Origin of the sequence: Streptomyces chromofuscus, from assembly GCF_015160875.1 — a bacterium.
GTDB lineage: Bacteria > Actinomycetota > Actinomycetes > Streptomycetales > Streptomycetaceae > Streptomyces > Streptomyces chromofuscus.
This window is the reverse complement of the sequence record NZ_CP063374.1, coordinates 3,723,670-3,743,725: the sequence shown is the minus strand read 5'-3', so window position 1 is coordinate 3,743,725 and position 20,056 is coordinate 3,723,670. Positions and strand designations below refer to the sequence as shown.

Sequence of the window (20,056 nt, the reverse complement as noted above, 5' to 3'; positions counted from 1 at the left end):
CCCTATTTTCCTCTCCCACTTTGAGGGAATGCTTATTTCCAAGTGGCCAGGGTCCAATAGCCCAGTTTTTTAGCCGCTCTTTCGAGGTCCACCTCTGACAAATTAGCGACTAGATAGTTTTTTCGCACGTATCCTACCAAACCGCGGCGCCAACCTGATGAATTTTTAGTCCTCGTTGTGCCACCTTGGTAGTCCTGTACGGCTATTCGAGCCCAGGATGAGGCAGGGATCACTGAGGCCAAAGCTGCGTTTATTTCCCTTCCCAGGCCCTTCGTGACAGCGAATGCCGTGAAAATGTGTGGCGCAATCAGAGTTACCTGGCCGGACTTGATGACGTCGCTTGGGGGCTGGCCATTGAGGCGCTGCCACTCCGTAATGGCACCTCCACTCATCGCCGCGAGGCGTGTCATGAGATCTGGCTGAACCTTGCCACCTGCATGAATCGTACAGTTCCTCATTTCACGCAGAAGATGGAAACTATCAAGCAAGACGCGCGGGATGGTGTAGCTAGATGACCTAAAAAGCACCTCATGCATATTCCATGCCTTGATGCGCTTCCCTCCGGTCCTAATTGAGATTCCTTCCTGCCGCAATAGGCTAATGTTCGACATTACAAAATCTTCATGCGTAGCCAACGCGTAGGGCAGGGCAACTGAAGCCAAGTGATGATCTGCGTCATGGAGAAGGGAACGAGCGGCGTCGCTGCGCAGGTTGAAGCGCCTGATGTGCTCAACAGCTGGAAACAGTTCTCCAAGAGTTCGCTGCGAACCCGCCGTCAGCTGCAGAGTATGTCCTGCGAGTCTAGAACCTGCCAACAACGCCATCATGGCATTGTTTACGACGGTTCTGGTCTCTGAGTAATTCCGATACTCCGGATAAAGAAGCTCGCCCATTGGCCCTCCCGACGACGCTGCGGTGCAACTGCGTGATCACACCATAGTGCCCGACTGACCAAGTTTTGGGCGCACCTGACTAACACCGAGCGGTTGTACAGCATCGGCGACCCGCAAGCAAAACAGGCTCCGTGCCTGCTGGGTACCTACGGAACACTGCGGCTCCACGGCTCCCACATAGCAGTGCTTCACTGCGCTCTGCGGTGCCTGACTGCGCTCATTGGTATAGAGACCTCGGTGGTGTCATCCAGGGCCGCTCAATGCCACTCAGCGGCGAACTTTGGTCTCTGCTGACGGCAGTGAGACTGACCGCCCTAGCTAGGCCCGCGGTCTCCGCTCCGAGGCGTTCGTACAGGACCGCGCAGTCCGACGCCGCCAGCTCCCGATGATGGTGACAGCCGGCACCAGTTGTCTTGACTTGCCGTTGAGCATCCTGGATTCGGCAGCACCTCCTATCCGAGCCGGGCTAAAAGCCCGGAAGGATGCCCTCTTTACTGCCGAAATCCTTAGGGTAACGCGGCTTGCGGTCCTTTGCTGAACTGGGCCACACCACACCAATTCTGCGCATATAAGCCTTGGTAGCCACAGGCGCATCCATGATCTCGTCTAGCAAGTCCACTTGACTCTTCTGCAACTCGACCAACCGTGTCAGGACCGTGAGGAGGTCATTTAGTTCACGGGTCCAATCGAGAGGCCATGCATCCAAGTGCTCGCCATCGAGAGGACTGCTTTTGCGCCCTCCCGGCTCCTTCTTGCGATAGTCAAACCAAGATTTGATCACAGAACGTGAACCAACCTGGTAAGCCCACACTTCAGGCTCGACCGGCCCCCAAATGCCGCTCCCGAGATGAAGCTTGCCAGATGACCTCTCGACCGATCTCGACGGATTTCTCCCACAAGTTTCGATCGAGAGTAAGGGGTACTCTTATACCGGGGGTTGTAAGTTCGTCCGCAAATCGGCCGGTGTACCCCGGGTGAGAGACCACGCCCGCCAAGTAGGCTACCAATTCCTCTCCGGTGACTTTTACATCACGCTCTAGCACTGCCTCGGCCCACGATCGAGCGAAGCCCGGAGCTTGGTTATATGTGCCATCCGGGTGCAACATCGGCAGGGCACGTCCACCACGGTTATTAAAGTGATGCATGTCAGGAATCAGATGCGTGAAGACAACACCTGGACCTGAAGAGATTTCGTGAGCGTTTTGCTCAATCACATAAACTTGACCGGGTTGGCGTGCAGCCCACAAAGTCGGGCTCTCGCGATGCAACAGACGACGGTCAGGGATGATCCATTGGCGGTCGAAGGAGCGGAATCCTACGCGTACCGGAGATGGCGAATCGCCAGTTTCATCGACGAAAGCGCCGCTGTACTCGTACACATCCTTTCCAGGCAAGGGTGACTTCTCTTTTTCGAGGTATGCGCTGGATGACTCCTTGAACAGCTCTCGCTTCCGTTCTACGTCTTCCTCGTTCGTAATGACGCGCCACCTCTTATCGAGGATGGAGGGATGTGGAGCATAGACCCAAGTCCTGTTCGGCTTCACACCTGGAGCGTGCCACGGCAGTAGGTCATCTAGCCTCGCGCTTTCACGAGGTGGGGTTGTCCGAGGCTTCATCAAATAAGCGGAGAGTGCTCCTGACCTGCAACGATGGGACTTGTCTAGGGTCCTGTTGGCTGCACGGAAAGAAGCACTCTCCAGGTGAAGAAGCGTATCGGGTCGTACCCGCGCATGCGTATCGAGGGCGGCGGCCGGGCGGTGGTCTCGCAGGCCGGGGGCATGCTGCTGGTCGAGACCGTCCGCAAGGCCGGCCTGGACACCGCGATATCCGCGGCGCTGTCCCCGTGGCGGAAGGCCCGGGCGGTGCACGATCCGGGCAAGATCCTGCTGGACGTGGCCCTCGCGGTCGCGCTGGGTGGGGACTGCCTCGCGGATGTCGCCATGCTGCGGGCCGAGCCGGCCGTGTTCGGGCCGGTCGCCTCCGACCCGACGGTCTCCCGCCTCATCGACACCCTCGCAGCCTCCGGAGAGAAGACCCTGGCGGCCATACGTGCCGCGCGGGCCGAAGTCCGTCAACATGTCTGGCGGTTGGCCGGCCGGGAAGCGCCCGATGCGGGCGGGACGGTGACCGTGGACCTCGACGGGGTGCTGGTGATCGCGCACTCCGACAAGGAGGACGCCGCACCCACCTGGAAGCGGACCTACGGCCACCACCCGCTGATCGGGTTCGTCGACCACGGACCGGGCGGCACCGGTGAACCGGTCGCGGGCCTGCTCAGACCAGGCAACGCGGGATCGAACACGGCCACCGACCACATCACCGCCGCCCAACTGGCCTTGGCTCAGCTGCCGAAGAAGTACCGGCGCGGGCGGCGGACCCTGATCCGCACCGACTCCGCGGGCGGCACCCACGACTTCGTCGCCTGGCTCGCTCAGCGGGGACGGTGGCTGTCCTACTCGGTCGGCATGGTGATCACCGAGCAGGTCCACCAGCATGTACTGAAGGTGCCGGCATCGGCCTGGACGGTGGCCGTCGAGGCGGACGGCGAGATCCGCGACGGCGCCTGGGTCGCCGAACTCACCGGCGACATCCTGGACGGCTGGCCCAAGGGCATGCGGCTGATCGTCAGGAAGGAACGACCGCACCCCGGGGCCCAGTTGCGGCTCACGGACGCGGACGGCATGCGGCTGACCTGTTTCGCCACCAACAGCTCGGGCCGGCCGATCGCCGAGCTCGAGCTCCGTCACCGGCAGCGGGCGAGGGCCGAAGACCGTATCCGAGCCGCCCGGGCCACCGGCCTGCGCAACCTGCCCCTGCACCGGACAGCTCAGAACAGGGTCTGGCTGGAGATCGTCCAGATCGCTCTCGACCTGCTGGCCTGGCTGCCCATGCTCGCCCTCACCGGCACTACCCGGCTCTGGGAACCCCGCCGCCTGCGATTCCGCCTGTTCTCCGCGGCCGCCCAGCTCGTCACCACCGGCCGCCGCAAGATCCTCCGCCTCGCCAAGCATTGGCCCTGGACCGGCGAGATCACAGGCGCCCTCGAACGACTCGCGCTCCTGCCAAACCCCGGCTGACCAGCAACGTCCACCGTCCCGACGACAACATCACCCGCCCCGGGCAGTGGAACCCGGCGCCCACCCGACGCGACAGCCGGGCCACCGGCCTGCCCACCATCAGCTCCAGAAAGCGAAAGGGCCCACCGACTCCGTCGGCGGACCCTCACGAAAGATCGAGGCTAATAGCGGCCTGGATGGCGACGAGCGCGACGCATGGAACAAGGGTTGCATCACCGGCATGGCTCTCGGTGTGCCGGACGTCGCGACATACGGGGCCGATCCTCAGAAGTGAGCCTCAGGACAGTCTTGTTGGCTGGCCAGTTCGGGGCCGGACGGCTACGGCAAGGCGTCCCCTGTCGGCTCTTCTTGGCAGGCGTTCCGGAGACGCTCGTCCATTTCAGCCGTCAGTTCAGTCAGCCGCGCGTACAGCGCCTGTTCTTGCTTGGACAGGTTTCCGGACTTCATCCTCGCCAACAACTCTTCCGTGGCATCGGACAGGACACCCAGGCAGATCTGAGCCGCCCCGTTGAAGCCGCGATCGTACATACTGAAGTAATAAGCGCGTGCACTCTCCTCGGCCCCCTCTCGTACCGCATGGCCGAGCTTGCGCAACGTCTGCTTGCCCCTCGACATGCTGCCCCTCCCCTTCCCCGTACTCGACACCGAGTTACTGAAGGTACCGCCCGGCTGGCCCAGTTGGCGATCACAACCGCTTACGCCCGGTTAGCGGCTGCCTACCTCCGCTGCGGGGCCTTCACCGGGCGACCCTGATGCGCCGTGACCACCATCGGGCGCTAGGCCGCCAGCGCGAACGTTTGCGGACCATCAGCGCAGGTGAGGGGCGTCACGGACCAAGGCAGCACCCTCACCCAGGTTGTTTCGGGACGAAGAGGCCATCACGCTAGCTAGGCGCGACCCATCGCATCCGCCGTCGAGACTTGCTCTGGTTGACGGTGGACAGCGTGGCTTAGGTCGGTAGGGGTACAACGAGGCACACGCGCGCCGGCGCGGTCGGCTGACCCACCATCGCGGCGGACTGTCGTCGGCTGAGGCTCAGACGCTCCTGGGCCCAACTCCGCCAAGGGACGTTCGCGGCGAAGGCCCCGTGCCATTCGCGTGCCAGATCCTGCGGGGAATCACGGGAAACAGCGGGAACTCGCCCCGGGTGCGACCAGGACTCCAGCACCACTCCGCCGCAGATCAGCGCAGCAACCACCGACAAGAAACCCAAGCTTCCCAAGCTGAGGTTCCCTCGTGAAGACGGGTCTTGCTGTCAGACCTGCGCTGTACGGTCCGCTCCATGGCAGAGAGACCGACGACGAACTGGCGCAGGGGCATAGCCAAGGAGGCCGCGGAGCTTGCCGCCGGCACCCTGGATCCCAACTGCGCGTGCATGGTCGAGTTGTTCCCCCAAGAGCTCTTGCTGGAGACTGATGCCGTCCTCGACGTGTTCGAGGCCGAGTTGCCCACGCTCACCGAAGGAGACGACGCACGGATCTTCGCCGCAGTGGAGCGCGTCGTCCTGGCCCTGAACGCCGTGAACGAGGCTCACGACGAGTGCGCCTTCGAAACCGATGAGCGCGAGCAGTTGTGCGCCTACATCGATGAGGCGCTCACCGAGCAGGGAGTCGACGTCGCGGCCCTGACCGCCAGGCACGGGCTCGGCCGGCACGAGTTCACGGACCGGTGGCGGGACTGGTGAGCAACCCCTCGTCGTGAGAGATCAGGTCGACTGTCGCCCGCAAGAGGAGTGTCTACGATCGCGCGATGAGCTACGACATCTACTTCTTGAGCCGACGCGACGGGCAGTCCTGGGATGAGGTCCTGGAGGCGATGGAAGACGCGGCCGAGCACAGCGAGCCGATCCCTGCCCGCCTCCTTGAAGCTTGGGAACGCATAGTCCCGCAGGCCCGGCTTCTGCTGGGCGATGTGGACATCACGGAGTACGAACAGGAGTCGCGAGACCTCAGCCACTCGGGTACCGGCATCGACCTGTCCGTCTTCGGTGACGAGGTAAGCATCACCGTGCCCTACTGGCATGCAGGGGAAGATGCTGCGGTCGTGCTCGGCAAGGTCTTCGCCCTTTCAGCCATCGTCGAGAAGGAAATGGGGCTGACTGCCTATGACCCCCAGACGGAACGTCCGCTGGCGGAGATACAACCGCAAGGCGCGATAGGACTGATGTCGAGGATCACCGAGGATTTGCGTAGCCGCTACGGTGGTTGACCAACCGCCGACGGAGGCGTGGCGGAGGCCGGTGGGGGTGCCACGAGGCACACGCGCGCCTGATCGGTCGGCGAACCCGCCATCGTGGCGGACTGTCGTCGGCTCAGGTACAGGCCCCAACGATTCTCCGGTTCTGTTCAGTGTGAAGGCGTGAAGCCGCCGGACAGGTCGAGGTGGAACGCGGGGCCCGGAACCGTCGGAGTCCAACCCTCGTGCAGGGCACGCCGAACCGCTGCGGCAACACCGGAGGGCAGCACAGGTTCAGCTTCGATACCGATCCAGTTGCTCGGATGTGGCTGGTCGGTGGTGACCACCAGCGTCGCACCTGGGGTGTCCGCATGCTCGACCGCGAACGTGCACGGCGACCATGCCAGGCCCTGGAAGGACGTCGGCCTACCTCGCAGCCGCCAGCGGTAGACCATGCCGTCGACCACGATCCGTCGTGATCCCTTGCGGACCAGTCCCATGCCCCCTCCTCGACACCGCGGATGCTAGCGAGCCCGGCCCCGCCGTCCGTCTCAGTTTCCGTCTCATTCGGCGCCGTACACGGCCGTTCAGACGGGACGGAGCCGGTGGCCCGCTCCCACGGTCGGTCGCCCATGAATGAGGGTGAACGGCTCCGTCCTAGTCGCTCAGGACCACCACCACAGTTGGAAAGCGTGTTGGTGGGTGTGCCCATCCCGGGCACCTGGACTTGCAGCACACCGCCTGAGACTCTGACGGGTTGCTGCCAATGCCGGCGAATAGGCTCACCACAGCCTCTCGCTGCGCTAGAAGTCTTCCGTGCGTAGTCTCCTGCAAAGGCTCGTCGATAGCCGCGCGTGGCGGGTAGCTCGGGTGCTGGCCTACTCCCTAGCAGGCCTTATCGGCGTAGGAGTCTTCGTTGTCCTCCCGGTCACAGCCCAACTCAGTGGGTGGAACGACGATGACAAGGGTCCGCCCGTCAGTTCCGGAACACCATCCGCCACGTACACGCCAGTTCACTGGACGTATCAGGGCTACGAGTGCGCAGACGGATGGCCATCAAACTCCATCGGCCGCCAGGGAGCCTGCAGTCATCACGGAGGCGTTGTCTCCGTATTTGAAGGAGACGACGGAACAGTCCTCAGATGCGGAGACGACGAGCACGCACCTCGCCCAGACGAACAACAGCAGCAGATCGAAGACTATGGGCGCGTCGTCTGCGTGTTCAGGTGACATCGGGTTCCAACGCGGGTGATCACGGCCGCACCACAAGCGCACCAGATGGAGCGGGGAACAGCGGGGAACCACGGTGAAAGCCGCCGAGACCGACGGGGCGGCGCCCAGGCTGTTCGCCCAGGTCAGCGCGCAAACGGGCCGCAAATGATCGCAGCTTCCCAAGCTGAGGGCGCAAGTCGCCTGCCTTCAGGCTTCCCAAGCCTCTTCACCACCAGGGCCAACGCTGACGGCATGGATGCCGGTTCCGACGAGGTGCCATGACTCGAACTGCGGGTCCGGATCGATACGCAGGCCGGCGCCGTCATGGAAGTCGATGGTCAACGTACCGAGGCCCTGGACGTCTACGGCCGCGACCGATTGGCCGAAGAGGCCGAGTACCGGCGCAAGGGCGACGCCCGTACCGGGCTCCAGGTCATGCCACTGGCCCGACGAGTCGCGGAACAGAAACCGGGTTTCCAGGATCAACTCGGCTTCGACGCCATGCCCACTGTCACCCTTGGAACTCAGCACCAGGCGGACCTGATGATCGAAGACCGTACGGTCCACCCTGGTACCTGTCAGGCCCCGGGGGACCTTCATTCCTGTTCGCATGTGGCCCAACTTGCCACAGCGGGACGCCCGATGAGGCAGGGGTTCTGGGCCGTCTCTGGGCCGTCCGAGGGTACTCGGTAGTGCCCGACAGCGACCAATAGCGACCGCTCACACCGGAGCGACCAGCGCCTTGACCAGCGAAAACGCTGGTCGCCGAGATCGGTAGCAAGACCCAGGGCAAGAAGAAGTAAGCGCCCACGCGGAAGCCCCCTGCCTGCGGATTTCCCGTCAGGAGGGGGCGCCGTTCCCGGCTGCGGGTGCGTAGTGGTTACGTGGGGAGCTTCCATCCCGCACACCGCCGCCCCAGCGAGCCGGGCAGACGTGGCCCAGGGCGTCAAGGTCGTTCGTACAGCGGCGCGCCACCTCGACGCCGGGATGGGAGCCGGGGTGAGTGGTGGCTCGGGCAGTGTCCAGCGGATCTTGACCGCTCAGCGGTCACACTCCGATGAAGCTCACCGTCTCCGTCATGTCCGCCCGCCCGGTACGCAGCCGTGGCACGCCTTCCTTCTCGTATCCCACCGAGACGCCGCAGAAGAGCACGAGCCCGTCAGCGGCTCCGACTGTCTGGCTGACAGTCTTGCGGTACATGGTCCACATCACCTGGGGGCAACTGTGCAGCCCTTCCGCCCTCAACAACAGCATCACCGTCTGCAAATACATCCCCGCGTCCCCCCATTGCCCGGGCCCCATCGTCCGGTCGAGGTAGCAGAAGAGGACGACCGGCGCCCCGAATGCCTCCGAGTTCAAGACGGCGATCTTCTTGGGCCTATCAGGGTCGTCGCGCTCGATTCCCAGCGCTTCGTACCGCTGGGTGGCCGCGGCGGAGAAGCGGTCCAGATACGGCGAGGCCAGTTCCGCCGGGTACATCGGATACTCCCGTTCATCACCCAGGTCTCCCGCCAGTGCCCTGGCCGTCGCGCGTCTTTTCAGTTCGGCCAAGGGCTCGCCGGTCACGACGTACACACGCCACGGCTGGAGGTTCCCACTCGACGGAGCCCGCGTCGCTGCGGTCAGCACTCGTTCGAGTTTCTCCTTGAGTACGGGCTCATCACTGAACGCCCGCACAGCCCGGCGACTGTCCACGGCCTCATACACGTCCACGTCTTCGTGTCCTCTCACCTCAACCGGCCCCTGACACCGTATTCAGCGGCCGACACAGGCCGGCGTCCTGACGATCAGTCCAGTCGTTGATGCAGCGGCCCGGCCCGTCAAAGGGGGTCCTTCGGCCGGCGGACTGGCCGCATGCCGTGGCACTTCGGGCGGGGCGGGGCGTGATGAGGGGGCGTACGAAAGGGTGGCTGATCGGGGGTTGGCTCGTGCTGGTCGTCGTCAGCTGGTCGTTCACGGAGTCGATCAACGAGGGGATCGAGCCGACGTCGGGTCCCCTGCCGAAGCCGTCGTCATCGAGTTCTTCGCCGGAGTGCTCGGCGCCGACACCGTTGGCCGACGCGGAGCCCGACGCGATCGCCTCCGCCGACGCGGAGCCCGACGCGATCGCCTCCGCCGACGCGGAGCCCGACGCGATCGCCTCCGCCGACGCGGAGCCCGATTTCGTCGCCACAGCGGTCGTCTGCAAGACGTCTGACTGACGTCATGATCCCGATTCCGGTGACCACCGCGCCATGAGTCGTGGAATCGCCCCGGGGGAGGGGAAATGTCCTCTCCGACGATCACATGGACGCCGCACCATCACGGTTGGGCCTTCGTCAGGGTGGCCGATGAGCACGGCGAGGCGGAGGCCGTCGCCTCCTACCTCACGAACGCGCCCGAGCAGTTCCTCCAGGCCGTTGCCCGGCTGATTCTCGGGGGCCAGGACACGCGCGCGGAGTTCGAGGGAGAACCACGGGTGTGCCGGTGGTTGTTCCACCGGGACGGATCTGCGGTCCATGCCCGCCTGGGGCCTGGCCGACGACGCCCAGGCACCGGACGGCTCAGGGGCGGTTCTCTGGTCCGGCCGCCACACCGTCACCGCACTCGCGCGGTCCGCCGTCCGGGCCTTCGACCGGATCGCTCACGAGCAGGGCGAGGAGTCCTCCGAGTCCCAGTGGGGCCGGCCGTTTCCCCGAACCGAACTCGAAGCTCTGCGCACCGCGATGCGGGCGCACCGGAGAGCCGCAGCGGCCGGGGGACGCCGCCTGCCGGGCTGCCCGGTGAGCTGGAGAAGGGAACGCTCCTTGCCTGCGCGGCTCGTCCGTCAGGAAGCGGCTTCTTCGTGTGTCGCCGACGGCCTTCTCGCCTCGGTCCGTGCGCACGCCGCGCGTACGTCCGCGACCGCTGCCTCGGCCTGCTCCTGGGGCACGCCGTCGAGGATCGTGGCGAGGGTCCGCCTCGCCAGGACCTTCGTCGGGCCACGGGCGTCGAAAAGCCCCCTGCCCGCAGGCGTCGCCCCGGCAGGGAGCTTTCCCTCCGGGTCGGTGTCAGACGGTCAGCGGCACCGGATGGACCTCGTCCGCCTTGTGCCCCGCGCGCTCGTGGATGCGCTGGACGGCCTCCGCCGAAGGCGCCTCGGACAGGCAGTAGACGATGCCGGACTCCGGGTCCGCCCAGGCCTGCTTGAAGTGCACGCGCTCTTCCTTCTCTATGGCGAGATCGGCCTGGTGGGCCTCGCGTAGCTGCTCCTCGGTGATGCCCCGCATGCCCCGGTGGACGTCCATGAACTGGGTCATGGCCTCGCACCTCCTTCCCGTGCTGCCGGGCCGGTCACCCCCTCCTCCATGCTGCGCCCCGAACCTCCCTCCCGGCGACGCGTGGAGCCCCCGCCCTCCTCCCTGGCAACGGGAAGGGCCCCTGCACCGCGCCGGCGACCCGAAGCAACCGGCACCCACCTCAGCGACACGAAGCACCCCGACACCCACCCCGGCAACGCGAAGGGCCCCCGGCAACCGTGCCGGGGGCCCTTCACCGTCGTGGCGGATGCGGGGCGGACGTACGGCTCAGCCGCACTGGCAGGGATTTCCCTGCTGGCACCCGCACGTGCACCCCGAACCGCAGCCGCACGCGCCGATCAGCGTCAGGCTCCTGATGTCGGCGGGCTGCTCGGTGGGACGTTCCTGCGCGGGGTCGGACGTGGTCGTACCGGGCGTGCTGGGGGATTCGGCCATGGGTCCCTCCTCAAGGCACTGTGCCTGTGCCCATTCCATGCCCCGTTCTCCGGGCGCATCAACGGCGCACGGAGGCGGAAAACGCGCCCCCCAGGGACCGCGCAGGCCCCCTCGCAAGACCCCGGGAGCCCTGCTCAGGCCCCCTCGACCCCCGGTACGACGTCCGTCTGGAGCTCATCGGCGTGCTCGCCGGTCACCAGGAACACCACGCGCTTGGCCACCGCCACCGCGTGGTCCGCGAACCGCTCGTAGTAGCGGCCGAGCAGCGTCACGTCGACGGCCGTCTCGATGCCGTGCTTCCAGCGGTCGTCCATCAGGTGCTGGAAGAGGGTGCGGTGCAGCAGGTCCATCTCGTCGTCGTCCTGCTCCAGCTGCAGCGCCAGGTCGACGTCCTTGGTCACGATGACCTCGGCCGCCTTCGCCATCAGGCGCTGCGCGAGCTGGCCCATCTCCAGGATCGTCGCGTGCAGGTCGTGCGGGACCGCGCGCTCGGGGAAGCGCAGGCGGGTCAGCTTGGCGACGTGCTGGGCGAGGTCGCCGGAACGCTCCAGGTCGGCGCTCATCCGCAGCGAGGTGACCACGATGCGCAGGTCCGTCGCCACCGGCTGCTGACGGGCCAGCAGGGCTATCGCCCGGGCCTCCAGGTCGTGCTGAAGGTCGTCGACCTTCTTGTCACCCTCGATGACACTTTCGGCCAGTTTCAGGTCGGCGTCGAGCATGGCCGTCGTGGCGCGTCCGATCGCCGACCCGACCAGCCGGGCCATCTCGACCAGGCCGTCGCCGATCGAGTCAAGTTCCTCGTGGTACGCGTCCCGCATCAGGTTCCCTCTCGTGCGATGTCTTCGGGGATTCAGGTGGTTCATCGGGGCAGCCCGGAGCGCCGCGCGCGTCCGCCCGGACCCCGTCGAACCGGGCTTCACGAACCCCACGCTCCCACGTTCCGGGCCCTACGCGTCCGTTTCGGCCACCCCGAATGAATCGCCACTGGCTCCAAGGTGAACTCTGGGCGACGAGTGTTCGAGGTCGCACTCGGACGGCTGTGGGCAAGGGGGAGCGCATGCCTAACCTGGACGCATGGACGTGAACGCGGCGGTCGCCGCAGCGGCAGCGATCGCCGGTGTGCTCACCGGCGTCATCGCCATGCTGGCGTTCCGCTGGAGCGAACGCGACCTGAAGCGACCCACCCGGACCTCCCTCCACACCGACCCCGTGCTGCCGCCGGGCGTCGACACGGTGCTGTCCGTGCTGCGCTCCTCGGCGGTCGTCCTCGACGAGGCCGACGCCGTCGTCAAGGCCAGCTCCGCCGCCTACGCCCTGGGACTGGTGCGCGGCGGCAGGCTCGCGGTCGACCCCATGCTCCAGATGGCCCGCGACACTCGGCGCGACGGCGAGATACGCCAGGTCGAGCTGGACCTGCCCCGCCGGGGCAGCGGCCGCGGCGAGGCCCTCGCGGTCTCCGCCCGGGTCGCGCCGCTCGGCTCCCGGCTGGTGCTGCTGCTGGTCGAGGACCTCACCGAGGCCCGCCGCATAGAGGCGGTACGACGCGACTTCGTCGCCAACGTCAGCCACGAGCTCAAGACCCCTGTCGGCGCGCTCTCCCTCCTCTCCGAGGCCGTCATGGACGCCTCGGACGACCCGGAGGCGGTGCAGCGCTTCGCCGGGCGGATGCAGATCGAGGCGACCCGGCTGACCAATCTGGTGCAGGAGCTCATCGACCTGTCCCGGGTGCAGAACGACGACCCGCTGGAGGACGCCGAGCCGGTCCGGGTCGACGAACTGGTCGCCGAGGCCATCGACCGCTGCCGGCACCAGGCGGGCGCCAAGCAGATCACCATGGCCGCCGGCGGCACCGCCGACCTGCACGTCTGGGGTAATCGCAGCCAGCTGGCCGCGGCCCTCGGCAACCTGGTGGAGAACGCCGTCAACTACTCGCCCGCCCGCACCCGCGTCGGCATCGCCGCCCGCCGGGTCAGCGGTTCCGGCGGGGACATCATCGAGGTGGCCGTGACCGACCAGGGCATCGGCATCTCCGACAAGGACAAGGAGCGCATCTTCGAGCGCTTCTACCGCGTCGACCCCGCCCGCTCCCGTGCCACCGGAGGCACGGGCCTCGGGCTCGCCATCGTCAAGCACGTGGCCGCCTCGCACGGCGGGGAGGTCACGGTGTGGAGCTCCGAGGGACAGGGCTCCACCTTCACGCTGAGGCTGCCGGAGGCGGGTCCGGCCCGCGACCGGGCGCACCAGCACCCCGCCCTCGACGACGAGGCCGAGGCCGGGCAGTCCGCCGACTCGTCCCGCGCAACACCCCCGTACGAATCGCTTCCCGCCCCGGAGGTCCTTCCGTGACCCGTGTGCTCGTCGTCGAGGACGAGGAGTCCTTCTCCGACGCCCTGTCGTACATGCTCCGCAAGGAGGGCTTCGAGGTCGCCGTCGCGACCACCGGGCCCGACGGACTCGACGAGTTCGAGCGCAACGGCGCCGACCTCGTCCTCCTCGACCTGATGCTGCCCGGCCTGCCGGGCACCGAGGTCTGCCGCCAGCTGCGCGGCCGCTCCAACGTCCCCGTCATCATGGTGACCGCCAAGGACAGTGAGATCGACAAGGTTGTCGGGCTGGAAATAGGAGCCGACGACTACGTCACCAAGCCGTTCTCCTCGCGCGAGCTGGTCGCCCGCATCCGGGCCGTCCTGCGCCGCCGCGGCGAGCCGGAGGAGGTGGCCCCGGCGGCCCTGGAGGCCGGCCCGGTCCGCATGGACGTCGACCGCCACGTGGTCACCGTCGGCGGCTCCAAGGTCGATCTCCCGCTGAAGGAGTTCGACCTCCTGGAGATGCTGCTGCGCAACGCCGGCCGCGTCCTCACCCGCATGCAGCTGATCGACCGCGTCTGGGGCGCCGACTACGTCGGTGACACCAAGACCCTGGACGTCCACGTCAAGCGCCTGCGCGCCAAGATCGAGCCGGACCCGGGCGCGCCGCGCTACCTGGTCACGGTGCGCGGCCTCGGCTACAAGTTCGAGCCGTAAACCGATCGCGGGCAAGCATGGAAGGGCGGGACCTCCTGGTGAGGTCCCGCCCTTCTGTGTACGACGGTCGGTGAGCCGCCTGGGTACGCCGTTCAGTGACCGGCGGTGTCGCCCGCCTCGGACTCGGTGGCCGACGCGGACGCCGGGTCGGTCGGCGTGCCGGAGGCCGCCCCGCTCTCGGTGCCCTCCGGGTCGGCGGCCGCGCCCTCGCCGCCGGCCTCACCGGTTTCACCGGCCTCACCGGTCTCCGTCGCGGTCGGGGAGGGGGAGGCGTCGGCCGCCGGGGAGCCGCTCGGGCCCCACGGTGCGTAGTAGCCCTCGGCCGGCACGATGAACGCCTGCATGGTCACGTCGCCGGTGTCGCTGAACGAGAAGGTGACCTTGTGGGCGTCGCCGTCGGTGAGGGACTCCGCGTTCTGCAGGACCGCCGACGCGTTGCCCTTGCCGCCGATGATGACGGAGCCGCCGGCCGGGATGCTCAGCTCGCCCTGGCCGGACGCGGGAGTGAGCTCGACCTTCTCGGCGCCGTCGAGGCTGATCGACTCGAGCTTCTGCGCGCGGTCGCCGGAGTTGAAGACGGTGGCGGAGACCACGGCCGGGCCGGACGCCTCCGGGTCGGCCTGGGTGATGACCACCGCGTTCTGGATCTCAATGTCACCGACGCTGGTGGCCGCGTTGTCCGGCTTGATCTCCAGCGTCTGTGCGTTGTTGCCGGCGCCGCAGGCGGCGAGCGAGGCGATCGAGAACGCGATGGCGGTGGCGGCGAGGGCGCCGCGTCGAAGGCTGCTGCTCACGGCGGCGGCAACTCCTTGAACGCAGGGGCAGCTGTCGTGGTAAAGCCGCCCTAAGTGGCTGTCAGCGACCTCAGGTTACCGAGCCGTTCCCGGACGCCCGCACCCGACCCTCCTCCGGGGCGGTCCGGCTTCCCCCACCAGGGGGGTACGGAGACTTCCCTGTTCGGGCGTGTCGGGCGCTCGTAGGGCATTCACATAAGCCTTCGCGAAATGTGCGTGAAGGAATGCGCGGCCGACCCGGGAATTGATCACCGCGGGGCCGGCCCGGAGTGTCGTGATCAATTCCGGAAACGTCTCGTACCGGCCGCCGGGCGCCGAACGGAGTAGCGGAAGTCGAGCGTTTGGAACCGGACATTTGGGGACGTTCGTCCGCTTGGCGGGGTCGCCGGATGTGCGTAACGTGCACGTTTCACTCGGCCCGGAGAGCCGCTCCGACCTGCGAATACCTCGTCCCGACGGTTGGCTGAAGCACGCTCCTGTTGCTGTTGTCAAGCCCCGAGATATGCCCTGACCTGCGAAAACGCCATTCAGAACCCGCCGTTTCCGTGTTACCCTGGATAGCCACGGAAGGGGTACCTGTCACATGACGTTCAAGGTTGGCGACACCGTGGTCTATCCCCATCACGGGGCCGCGCTGATCGAGGCCATCGAAACTCGCCAGATCAAAGGCGTGGACAAGACCTACTTGGTGCTGAAGGTCGCCCAGGGTGACCTGACGGTGCGTGTGCCAGCGGACAATGCGGAGTTCGTCGGCGTGCGTGATGTGGTCGGTCAGGACGGGCTGGACCGGGTCTTCGAGGTGCTGCGCGCGCCGTACGCCGAGGAGCCCACGAACTGGTCGCGTCGTTACAAGGCAAACCTGGAGAAGCTCGCCTCGGGCGATGTCATCAAGGTCGCGGAAGTCGTGCGTGACCTGTGGCGTCGTGAGCGCGAGCGTGGACTCTCCGCCGGTGAGAAGCGCATGCTCGCCAAGGCCCGCCAGATCCTGGTGAGCGAGCTCGCCCTCGCGGAGAACACGAACGAGGACAAGGCCGAGGCTCTGCTCGACGAGGTGCTCGCCTCCTGACAACAGGCAGGCCCGCTCCGCTCAGCACATCGAAATGCCGCGGTGCCCGATGACACATCCCAGTCGCCGGGCGCTGCGGCATGTTCGTACCCGAACCGCGTTTTCCTACCCGAACCGAGGGTCGTGTTCCAGCCATCCCCGCGTCCCTGGGGTGGCCGCCCTTACGTCCGCCGTACGCCCCGGAGAACTCCCCCCGGTACTGTGCGTGCCGTGCCCGGGCGGCCGGCTCGACCAGGGTCACGGAAGGGTCCGGTCGAAGCGGTGCGCGCCCGCTCGCTTGCACGCTGAGGCCATACCCACGTAGGCCGAGCACACAAACCTGACAGGAACCGATGTCTGACGTTTCGCGCCCTTCGCCCGCAGGAGTCCGTACCGCCGCGGTCATCCCGGCCGCCGGCCGGGGCGTACGCCTCGGTCCCGGCGCCCCCAAGGCGCTCCGCGCGCTGAACGGCACGCCCATGCTGATCCACGCCGTGCGCGCGCTGGCCGCGTCCCGTGCCGTCTCGCTCGTGGTCGTCGTCGCCCCGCCCGACGGAGCCGCCGAGGTCAAGTCGCTGCTCGACGCGCACTCCCTGCCCGAGCGCACCGACTTCCTGGTCGTCCCCGGGGGCGAGTCGCGGCAGGAGTCGGTCAGGCTCGGCCTGGGCGCGCTGCCGCCCGGCTACGACATCGTGCTGGTGCACGACGCCGCCCGCCCGCTCGTTCCCGTCGAGACCGTGGACGCGGTGATCGAGGCCGTCCGCGACGGCGCGCCCGCCGTGGTGCCGGCGCTGCCGCTCGCGGACACCGTCAAGGAGGTCGAGCCCGCTCGGGTGCCGGGCGAGCCGGAGCCCGTGCTCGCCACGCCGGAGCGGGCGCGGCTGCGCGCCGTGCAGACCCCGCAGGGTTTCGACCGCGCGACCCTGCTGCGCGCGCACGAGACCGTCACCGACAACGTCACCGACGACGCCAGCATGGTCGAACAGCTGGGCGAACGGGTCGTCGTCGTGCCCGGGCACGAGGAGGCCTTCAAGGTCACCCGCCCCCTGGACCTGGTGCTCGCCGAGGCGGTCCTGGCCCGCAGGAGGCTCAACGATGGCTTCTGAGACGTCGCTTCCGCAGGTCGGCATCGGCACCGACATCCACGCCTTCGAGGAGGGCCGCGAGCTGTGGTGCGCCGGCCTGAAGTGGGAGGGCGAGGGGCCCGGGCTGGCCGGGCACTCCGACGCGGACGTCGTGGCGCACGCCGCGTGCAACGCGCTGTTCTCCGCCGCCGGGCTCGGTGACCTGGGACAGCACTTCGGCACCGGGCGGCCGGAGTGGTCCGGCGCGTCGGGCGTGGCGCTGCTGACCGAGGCCGCCCGCATCGTGCGCGAGGCGGGATTCCGTATCGGCAACGTCGCCGTACAGGTCGTCGGGCCGCGCCCGAAGATCGGCAAGCGCCGTGACGAGGCCCAGAAGGTCCTGTCCGAGGCCGCCGGGGCCCCGGTCTCCGTCTCCGGCGCGACCACGGACGGGCTCGGCTTCCCCGGACGCGAGGAAGGCCTGATGGCGGTCGCCACGGCGCTGGTGGTGCGGGTCGGCTGACCGCGTCCCGGCCGGGACGTCACGAAGAGGCGCACCTTGTCCACAAGGGGCACGAGGCATCGCTCGCGGCCCACTACCCTGGAGTGGTGACTATTCGCCTGTACGACACCAGCGCCCGGCAGACTCGTGACTTCTCCCCGCTCAAGCCGGGTTGTGTCTCGATCTACCTGTGTGGTGCCACCGTGCAGGCGGCCCCGCACATCGGGCACATCCGGTCCGGCCTGAACTTCGACATCCTGCGCCGCTGGTTCGAGTACCGCGGCTACGACGTGACGTTCGTGCGGAACGTCACGGACATCGACGACAAGATCATCGGCAAGGCGGGCGAGCAGGACCGCCCCTGGTGGTCCATCGGGTACGAGAACGAGCGCGCGTTCAACGACGGTTACCGCGCCCTCGGCTGCCTGCCGCCCACGTACGAGCCGCGTGCGACCGGCCACATCACCGAGATGGTCGAGATGATGCGCGGCCTCATCGAGCGCGGGCACGCCTACGAGGCCGACGGCAGCGTCTACTTCGACGTGCGGTCCTGGCCCGCCTACCTGGAGCTGTCCCGGCAGGACCTCGAGGACCTGCGCCAGCCGCCCGAGGAGGGCATCACCGGCAAGCGCGACCCGCGCGACTTCGCCATGTGGAAGGCCACCAAGCCCGGCGAGCCCGACTGGGAGACCCCGTGGGGCCGCGGGCGTCCCGGCTGGCACCTGGAGTGCTCGGCCATGGCCCACAAGTACCTGGGCAGTGCCTTCGACATCCACGGCGGCGGCCTGGACCTGGTCTTCCCCCACCACGAGAACGAGATCGCCCAGGCCAAGGCTTACGGCGACGACTTCGCCCGGTACTGGCTGCACAACGCCTGGGTCACCATGAGCGGCGAGAAGATGTCCAAGTCGCTGGGCAACTCGGTGCTGGTGTCGGAGATGGTCAAGCAGTGGCGGCCGATCGTCCTGCGCTACTACCTGGGCACGCCGCACTACCGCTCGACCATCGAGTACAGCGTGGAGGCCCTGCGCGAGGCCGAGTCCGCGTTCGCGCGGATCGAGGGGTTCGTGCAGCGCGTGGTGGAGCTGGCCGGCGGTCCGGTCGAGCCCGCCCCCGAGGTGCCGCCCGCGTTCGCCGAGGCGATGGACGACGACCTGGGCGTGCCGCAGGCGTTGGCGGTCGTGCACAACACCGTCCGGCAGGGCAACAGCGCCCTGGCCGCCGACGACAAGGAGAGCGCGGTCGCCCGCCTCGCCGAGGTGCGGGCCATGCTCGGCGTCCTCGGACTGGACCCGCTGGATCAGCACTGGGCCGGTGAAGACGAGCGCAGCGAGGATCTGCACGGGGTGGTCGACAGCCTCGTACGCCTCGTCCTGGACCAGCGGGAGGCGGCCCGCGCGCGGAAGGACTGGGCCACCGCGGACGCCATCCGCGACCAGCTCAAGCAGTCCGGGCTCGTCATCGAGGACAGCCCGCACGGGCCGCGCTGGAGCCTCGGCCCGCGCTGAGGGCCACCGGCTCGATCACTGTGCCGCTCGCCTTCCTGGACGGCACACTTCATAGACGTACGTACTCACCACAGACAGGTAGATCATGGCCGCGAACAACCGCCGCATGTCCGGCAAGAAGGGCGCGCAGGTCGGCAGCGGCGGCAAGCGGCGCCGGTCCCTCGAGGGCAAGGGGCCGACGCCCCCCGCCGAGATGCGCAAGGGCCACGCCAAGCAGCGTGCCGCCGCCGCGAAGTCGCGGCGCGCGCAGGGGCGTCCGCAGCAGCGGCGCGCCGGGGGCAAGGGGACGTCCGAGCTGGTCGTCGGGCGCAACCCGGTCGTCGAGGCGCTACGCGAGGGCGTGCCCGCGTCGACGCTGTACGTCCAGCAGTTCATCGACAGCGACGAGCGGGTCCGCGAGGCGCTCCAGCTCGCCGCCGAGCGCGGCGGCATCAACCTCATGGAGGCGCCGCGCCCCGAACTCGACCGCATGACGAACGGGCTCAACCACCAGGGGCTGGTGCTCCAGGTGCCGCCCTACGAGTACGCCCACCCCGAGGACCTCGCCGACGCCGCCGCCGACGAGGGCGAGGACCCGCTGATCGTCGCCCTGGACGGCGTGACCGACCCGCGCAACCTGGGTGCCGTCGTCCGGTCCGTCTCCGCGTTCGGCGGCCACGGTGTCGTCGTCCCGGAGCGGCGCGCGGCCGGGATGACCGCCGGCGCGTGGAAGACGTCCGCCGGTACGGCCGCCCGTACGCCGGTCGCGCGCGCCACCAACCTGACGCGCGCGTTGGAGGCCTACAAGAAGGCCGGGATCGTCGTGGTCGGGCTCGCCGCCGACGGCGAGGTCGAACTCGGGGAACTGGAGGCCCTCGAGGGGCCGGTCGTCGTCGTGGTCGGCAGCGAGGGCAAGGGGCTGTCCCGGCTGGTCGGGGAGACCTGTGACTTCCGGGTGCGGATTCCGATGCCGGGCGGGGCGGAGTCGCTCAACGCCGGTGTGGCGGCGGGGATCGTGCTGTACGAGGCGGCGCGGCGACGGGCGTGACGGTGCGCGGGGAGCGCCGGCGA

The 20,056-nt window shown here is 67.8% G+C and carries 20 protein-coding genes and 1 pseudogene; 11 read left to right on the top strand and 10 right to left on the bottom strand.

Annotated elements, in window-relative coordinates; genetic code table 11:
* Positions 1-32 precede the first annotated feature (32 nt).
* Both IPT68_RS16775 and IPT68_RS16765 read right to left on the bottom strand, forming a co-directional pair.
* A complete protein-coding gene (locus tag IPT68_RS16775) occupies positions 33-893 on the bottom strand; it encodes a hypothetical protein (RefSeq protein ID WP_189702442.1) in 861 nt (286 codons plus the stop codon).
* 466 nt (positions 894-1,359) lie between these two features.
* Positions 1,360-2,509 (bottom strand): annotated as a pseudogene (locus tag IPT68_RS16765) (type ISP restriction/modification enzyme).
* 84 nt (positions 2,510-2,593) lie between these two features.
* Here IPT68_RS16765 and IPT68_RS16760 point away from each other — a divergent pair.
* Positions 2,594-3,970, top strand: a complete 1,377-nt coding sequence (locus tag IPT68_RS16760; protein WP_189702454.1) for an IS1380 family transposase — start codon at positions 2,594-2,596, stop codon at positions 3,968-3,970.
* A 318-nt stretch (positions 3,971-4,288) separates the two neighbouring features.
* On the opposite strand, the gene IPT68_RS16755 is transcribed toward IPT68_RS16760, so the two are convergent.
* Positions 4,289-4,585 carry a hypothetical protein gene (locus IPT68_RS16755; protein ID WP_189700343.1) on the bottom strand — a complete coding sequence of 99 codons (297 nt, stop codon included), beginning with the start codon at positions 4,583-4,585 and terminating at the stop codon, positions 4,289-4,291.
* A 667-nt stretch (positions 4,586-5,252) separates the two neighbouring features.
* Between IPT68_RS16755 and IPT68_RS16750 the strand changes: the two genes are divergently transcribed.
* On the top strand, positions 5,253-5,654 hold the full coding sequence (locus IPT68_RS16750) for a hypothetical protein (protein ID WP_189700342.1): 402 nt from the start codon (positions 5,253-5,255) through the stop codon (positions 5,652-5,654).
* Positions 5,655-5,719: 65 nt separating this feature from the next.
* On the top strand, positions 5,720-6,178 hold the full coding sequence (locus tag IPT68_RS16745) for a hypothetical protein (protein WP_189700341.1): 459 nt from the start codon (positions 5,720-5,722) through the stop codon (positions 6,176-6,178).
* A gap of 137 nt (positions 6,179-6,315) precedes the next feature.
* On the opposite strand, the gene IPT68_RS16740 is transcribed toward IPT68_RS16745, so the two are convergent.
* The 3 genes from IPT68_RS16740 to IPT68_RS16730 form a co-directional block, all read right to left on the bottom strand.
* Positions 6,316-6,645, bottom strand: coding sequence for a hypothetical protein (locus IPT68_RS16740; protein ID WP_189700340.1), 330 nt, complete (start codon positions 6,643-6,645; stop codon positions 6,316-6,318).
* A gap of 919 nt (positions 6,646-7,564) precedes the next feature.
* Positions 7,565-7,924 carry a DUF6188 family protein gene (locus IPT68_RS16735; RefSeq protein ID WP_229818464.1) on the bottom strand — a complete coding sequence of 120 codons (360 nt, stop codon included), beginning with the start codon at positions 7,922-7,924 and terminating at the stop codon, positions 7,565-7,567.
* Positions 7,925-8,404: 480 nt separating this feature from the next.
* The gene (locus IPT68_RS16730; protein WP_189700339.1) at positions 8,405-9,070 is read right to left on the bottom strand and encodes a nitroreductase; all 666 of its coding nucleotides are present in this window, start codon (positions 9,068-9,070) and stop codon (positions 8,405-8,407) included.
* A 215-nt stretch (positions 9,071-9,285) separates the two neighbouring features.
* On the opposite strand from IPT68_RS16730, the gene IPT68_RS16725 reads away from it, so the two are divergent.
* Positions 9,286-9,558: a hypothetical protein gene (locus IPT68_RS16725; RefSeq protein WP_189700338.1), complete on the top strand. Its 273-nt coding sequence runs from the start codon at positions 9,286-9,288 to the stop codon at positions 9,556-9,558.
* A gap of 828 nt (positions 9,559-10,386) precedes the next feature.
* Here the strand turns inward: IPT68_RS16725 and IPT68_RS16720 are convergent.
* The 3 genes from IPT68_RS16720 to phoU all read right to left on the bottom strand — a co-directional run bounded on the left by IPT68_RS16720 (position 10,387) and on the right by phoU (position 11,888).
* Positions 10,387-10,635, bottom strand: coding sequence for an SCO4226 family nickel-binding protein (locus tag IPT68_RS16720; protein ID WP_189700337.1), 249 nt, complete (start codon positions 10,633-10,635; stop codon positions 10,387-10,389).
* Positions 10,636-10,902: 267 nt separating this feature from the next.
* On the bottom strand, positions 10,903-11,070 hold the full coding sequence (locus IPT68_RS16715; RefSeq protein WP_189700336.1) for a hypothetical protein: 168 nt from the start codon (positions 11,068-11,070) through the stop codon (positions 10,903-10,905).
* A 134-nt stretch (positions 11,071-11,204) separates the two neighbouring features.
* Entirely contained in the window at positions 11,205-11,888 is a 684-nt protein-coding gene (gene phoU, locus IPT68_RS16710; RefSeq protein WP_189700335.1) for a phosphate signaling complex protein PhoU, read from the bottom strand.
* 256 nt (positions 11,889-12,144) lie between these two features.
* Between phoU and IPT68_RS16705 the strand changes: the two genes are divergently transcribed.
* Together IPT68_RS16705 and IPT68_RS16700 are read left to right on the top strand one after the other, a co-directional pair.
* Positions 12,145-13,416 (top strand): sensor histidine kinase, encoded by a 1,272-nt coding sequence (locus IPT68_RS16705; protein ID WP_189700334.1) that lies wholly within the window; start codon positions 12,145-12,147, stop codon positions 13,414-13,416.
* Positions 13,413-14,093 carry a response regulator transcription factor gene (locus IPT68_RS16700; RefSeq protein ID WP_043502011.1) on the top strand — a complete coding sequence of 227 codons (681 nt, stop codon included), beginning with the start codon at positions 13,413-13,415 and terminating at the stop codon, positions 14,091-14,093. The genes IPT68_RS16705 and IPT68_RS16700 overlap by 4 nt, the downstream gene beginning before the upstream one ends.
* Before the next feature lie 92 nt (positions 14,094-14,185).
* Here IPT68_RS16700 and IPT68_RS16695 read toward each other — a convergent pair whose 3' ends face one another.
* Positions 14,186-14,887, bottom strand: coding sequence for a copper chaperone PCu(A)C (locus IPT68_RS16695; protein WP_189700333.1), 702 nt, complete (start codon positions 14,885-14,887; stop codon positions 14,186-14,188).
* A 583-nt stretch (positions 14,888-15,470) separates the two neighbouring features.
* On the opposite strand from IPT68_RS16695, the gene IPT68_RS16690 reads away from it, so the two are divergent.
* The 5 genes from IPT68_RS16690 (at position 15,471) to rlmB (ending at position 20,033) form a co-directional block, all read left to right on the top strand.
* On the top strand, positions 15,471-15,953 hold the full coding sequence (locus IPT68_RS16690; RefSeq protein WP_003953493.1) for a CarD family transcriptional regulator: 483 nt from the start codon (positions 15,471-15,473) through the stop codon (positions 15,951-15,953).
* A 332-nt stretch (positions 15,954-16,285) separates the two neighbouring features.
* Positions 16,286-17,038, top strand: coding sequence for a 2-C-methyl-D-erythritol 4-phosphate cytidylyltransferase (gene ispD / locus IPT68_RS16685; RefSeq protein WP_189700332.1), 753 nt, complete (start codon positions 16,286-16,288; stop codon positions 17,036-17,038).
* The gene (ispF, locus tag IPT68_RS16680) at positions 17,028-17,519 is read left to right on the top strand and encodes a 2-C-methyl-D-erythritol 2,4-cyclodiphosphate synthase (protein ID WP_189700331.1); all 492 of its coding nucleotides are present in this window, start codon (positions 17,028-17,030) and stop codon (positions 17,517-17,519) included. Before ispD ends, ispF begins: the two co-directional genes overlap by 11 nt.
* An 86-nt stretch (positions 17,520-17,605) precedes the next feature.
* Positions 17,606-19,006: a cysteine--tRNA ligase gene (cysS, locus tag IPT68_RS16675; protein WP_189700330.1), complete on the top strand. Its 1,401-nt coding sequence runs from the start codon at positions 17,606-17,608 to the stop codon at positions 19,004-19,006.
* Positions 19,007-19,091: 85 nt separating this feature from the next.
* The gene (rlmB, locus tag IPT68_RS16670; RefSeq protein ID WP_189700329.1) at positions 19,092-20,033 is read left to right on the top strand and encodes a 23S rRNA (guanosine(2251)-2'-O)-methyltransferase RlmB; all 942 of its coding nucleotides are present in this window, start codon (positions 19,092-19,094) and stop codon (positions 20,031-20,033) included.
* The last annotated feature ends 23 nt before the right edge of the window (positions 20,034-20,056 follow it).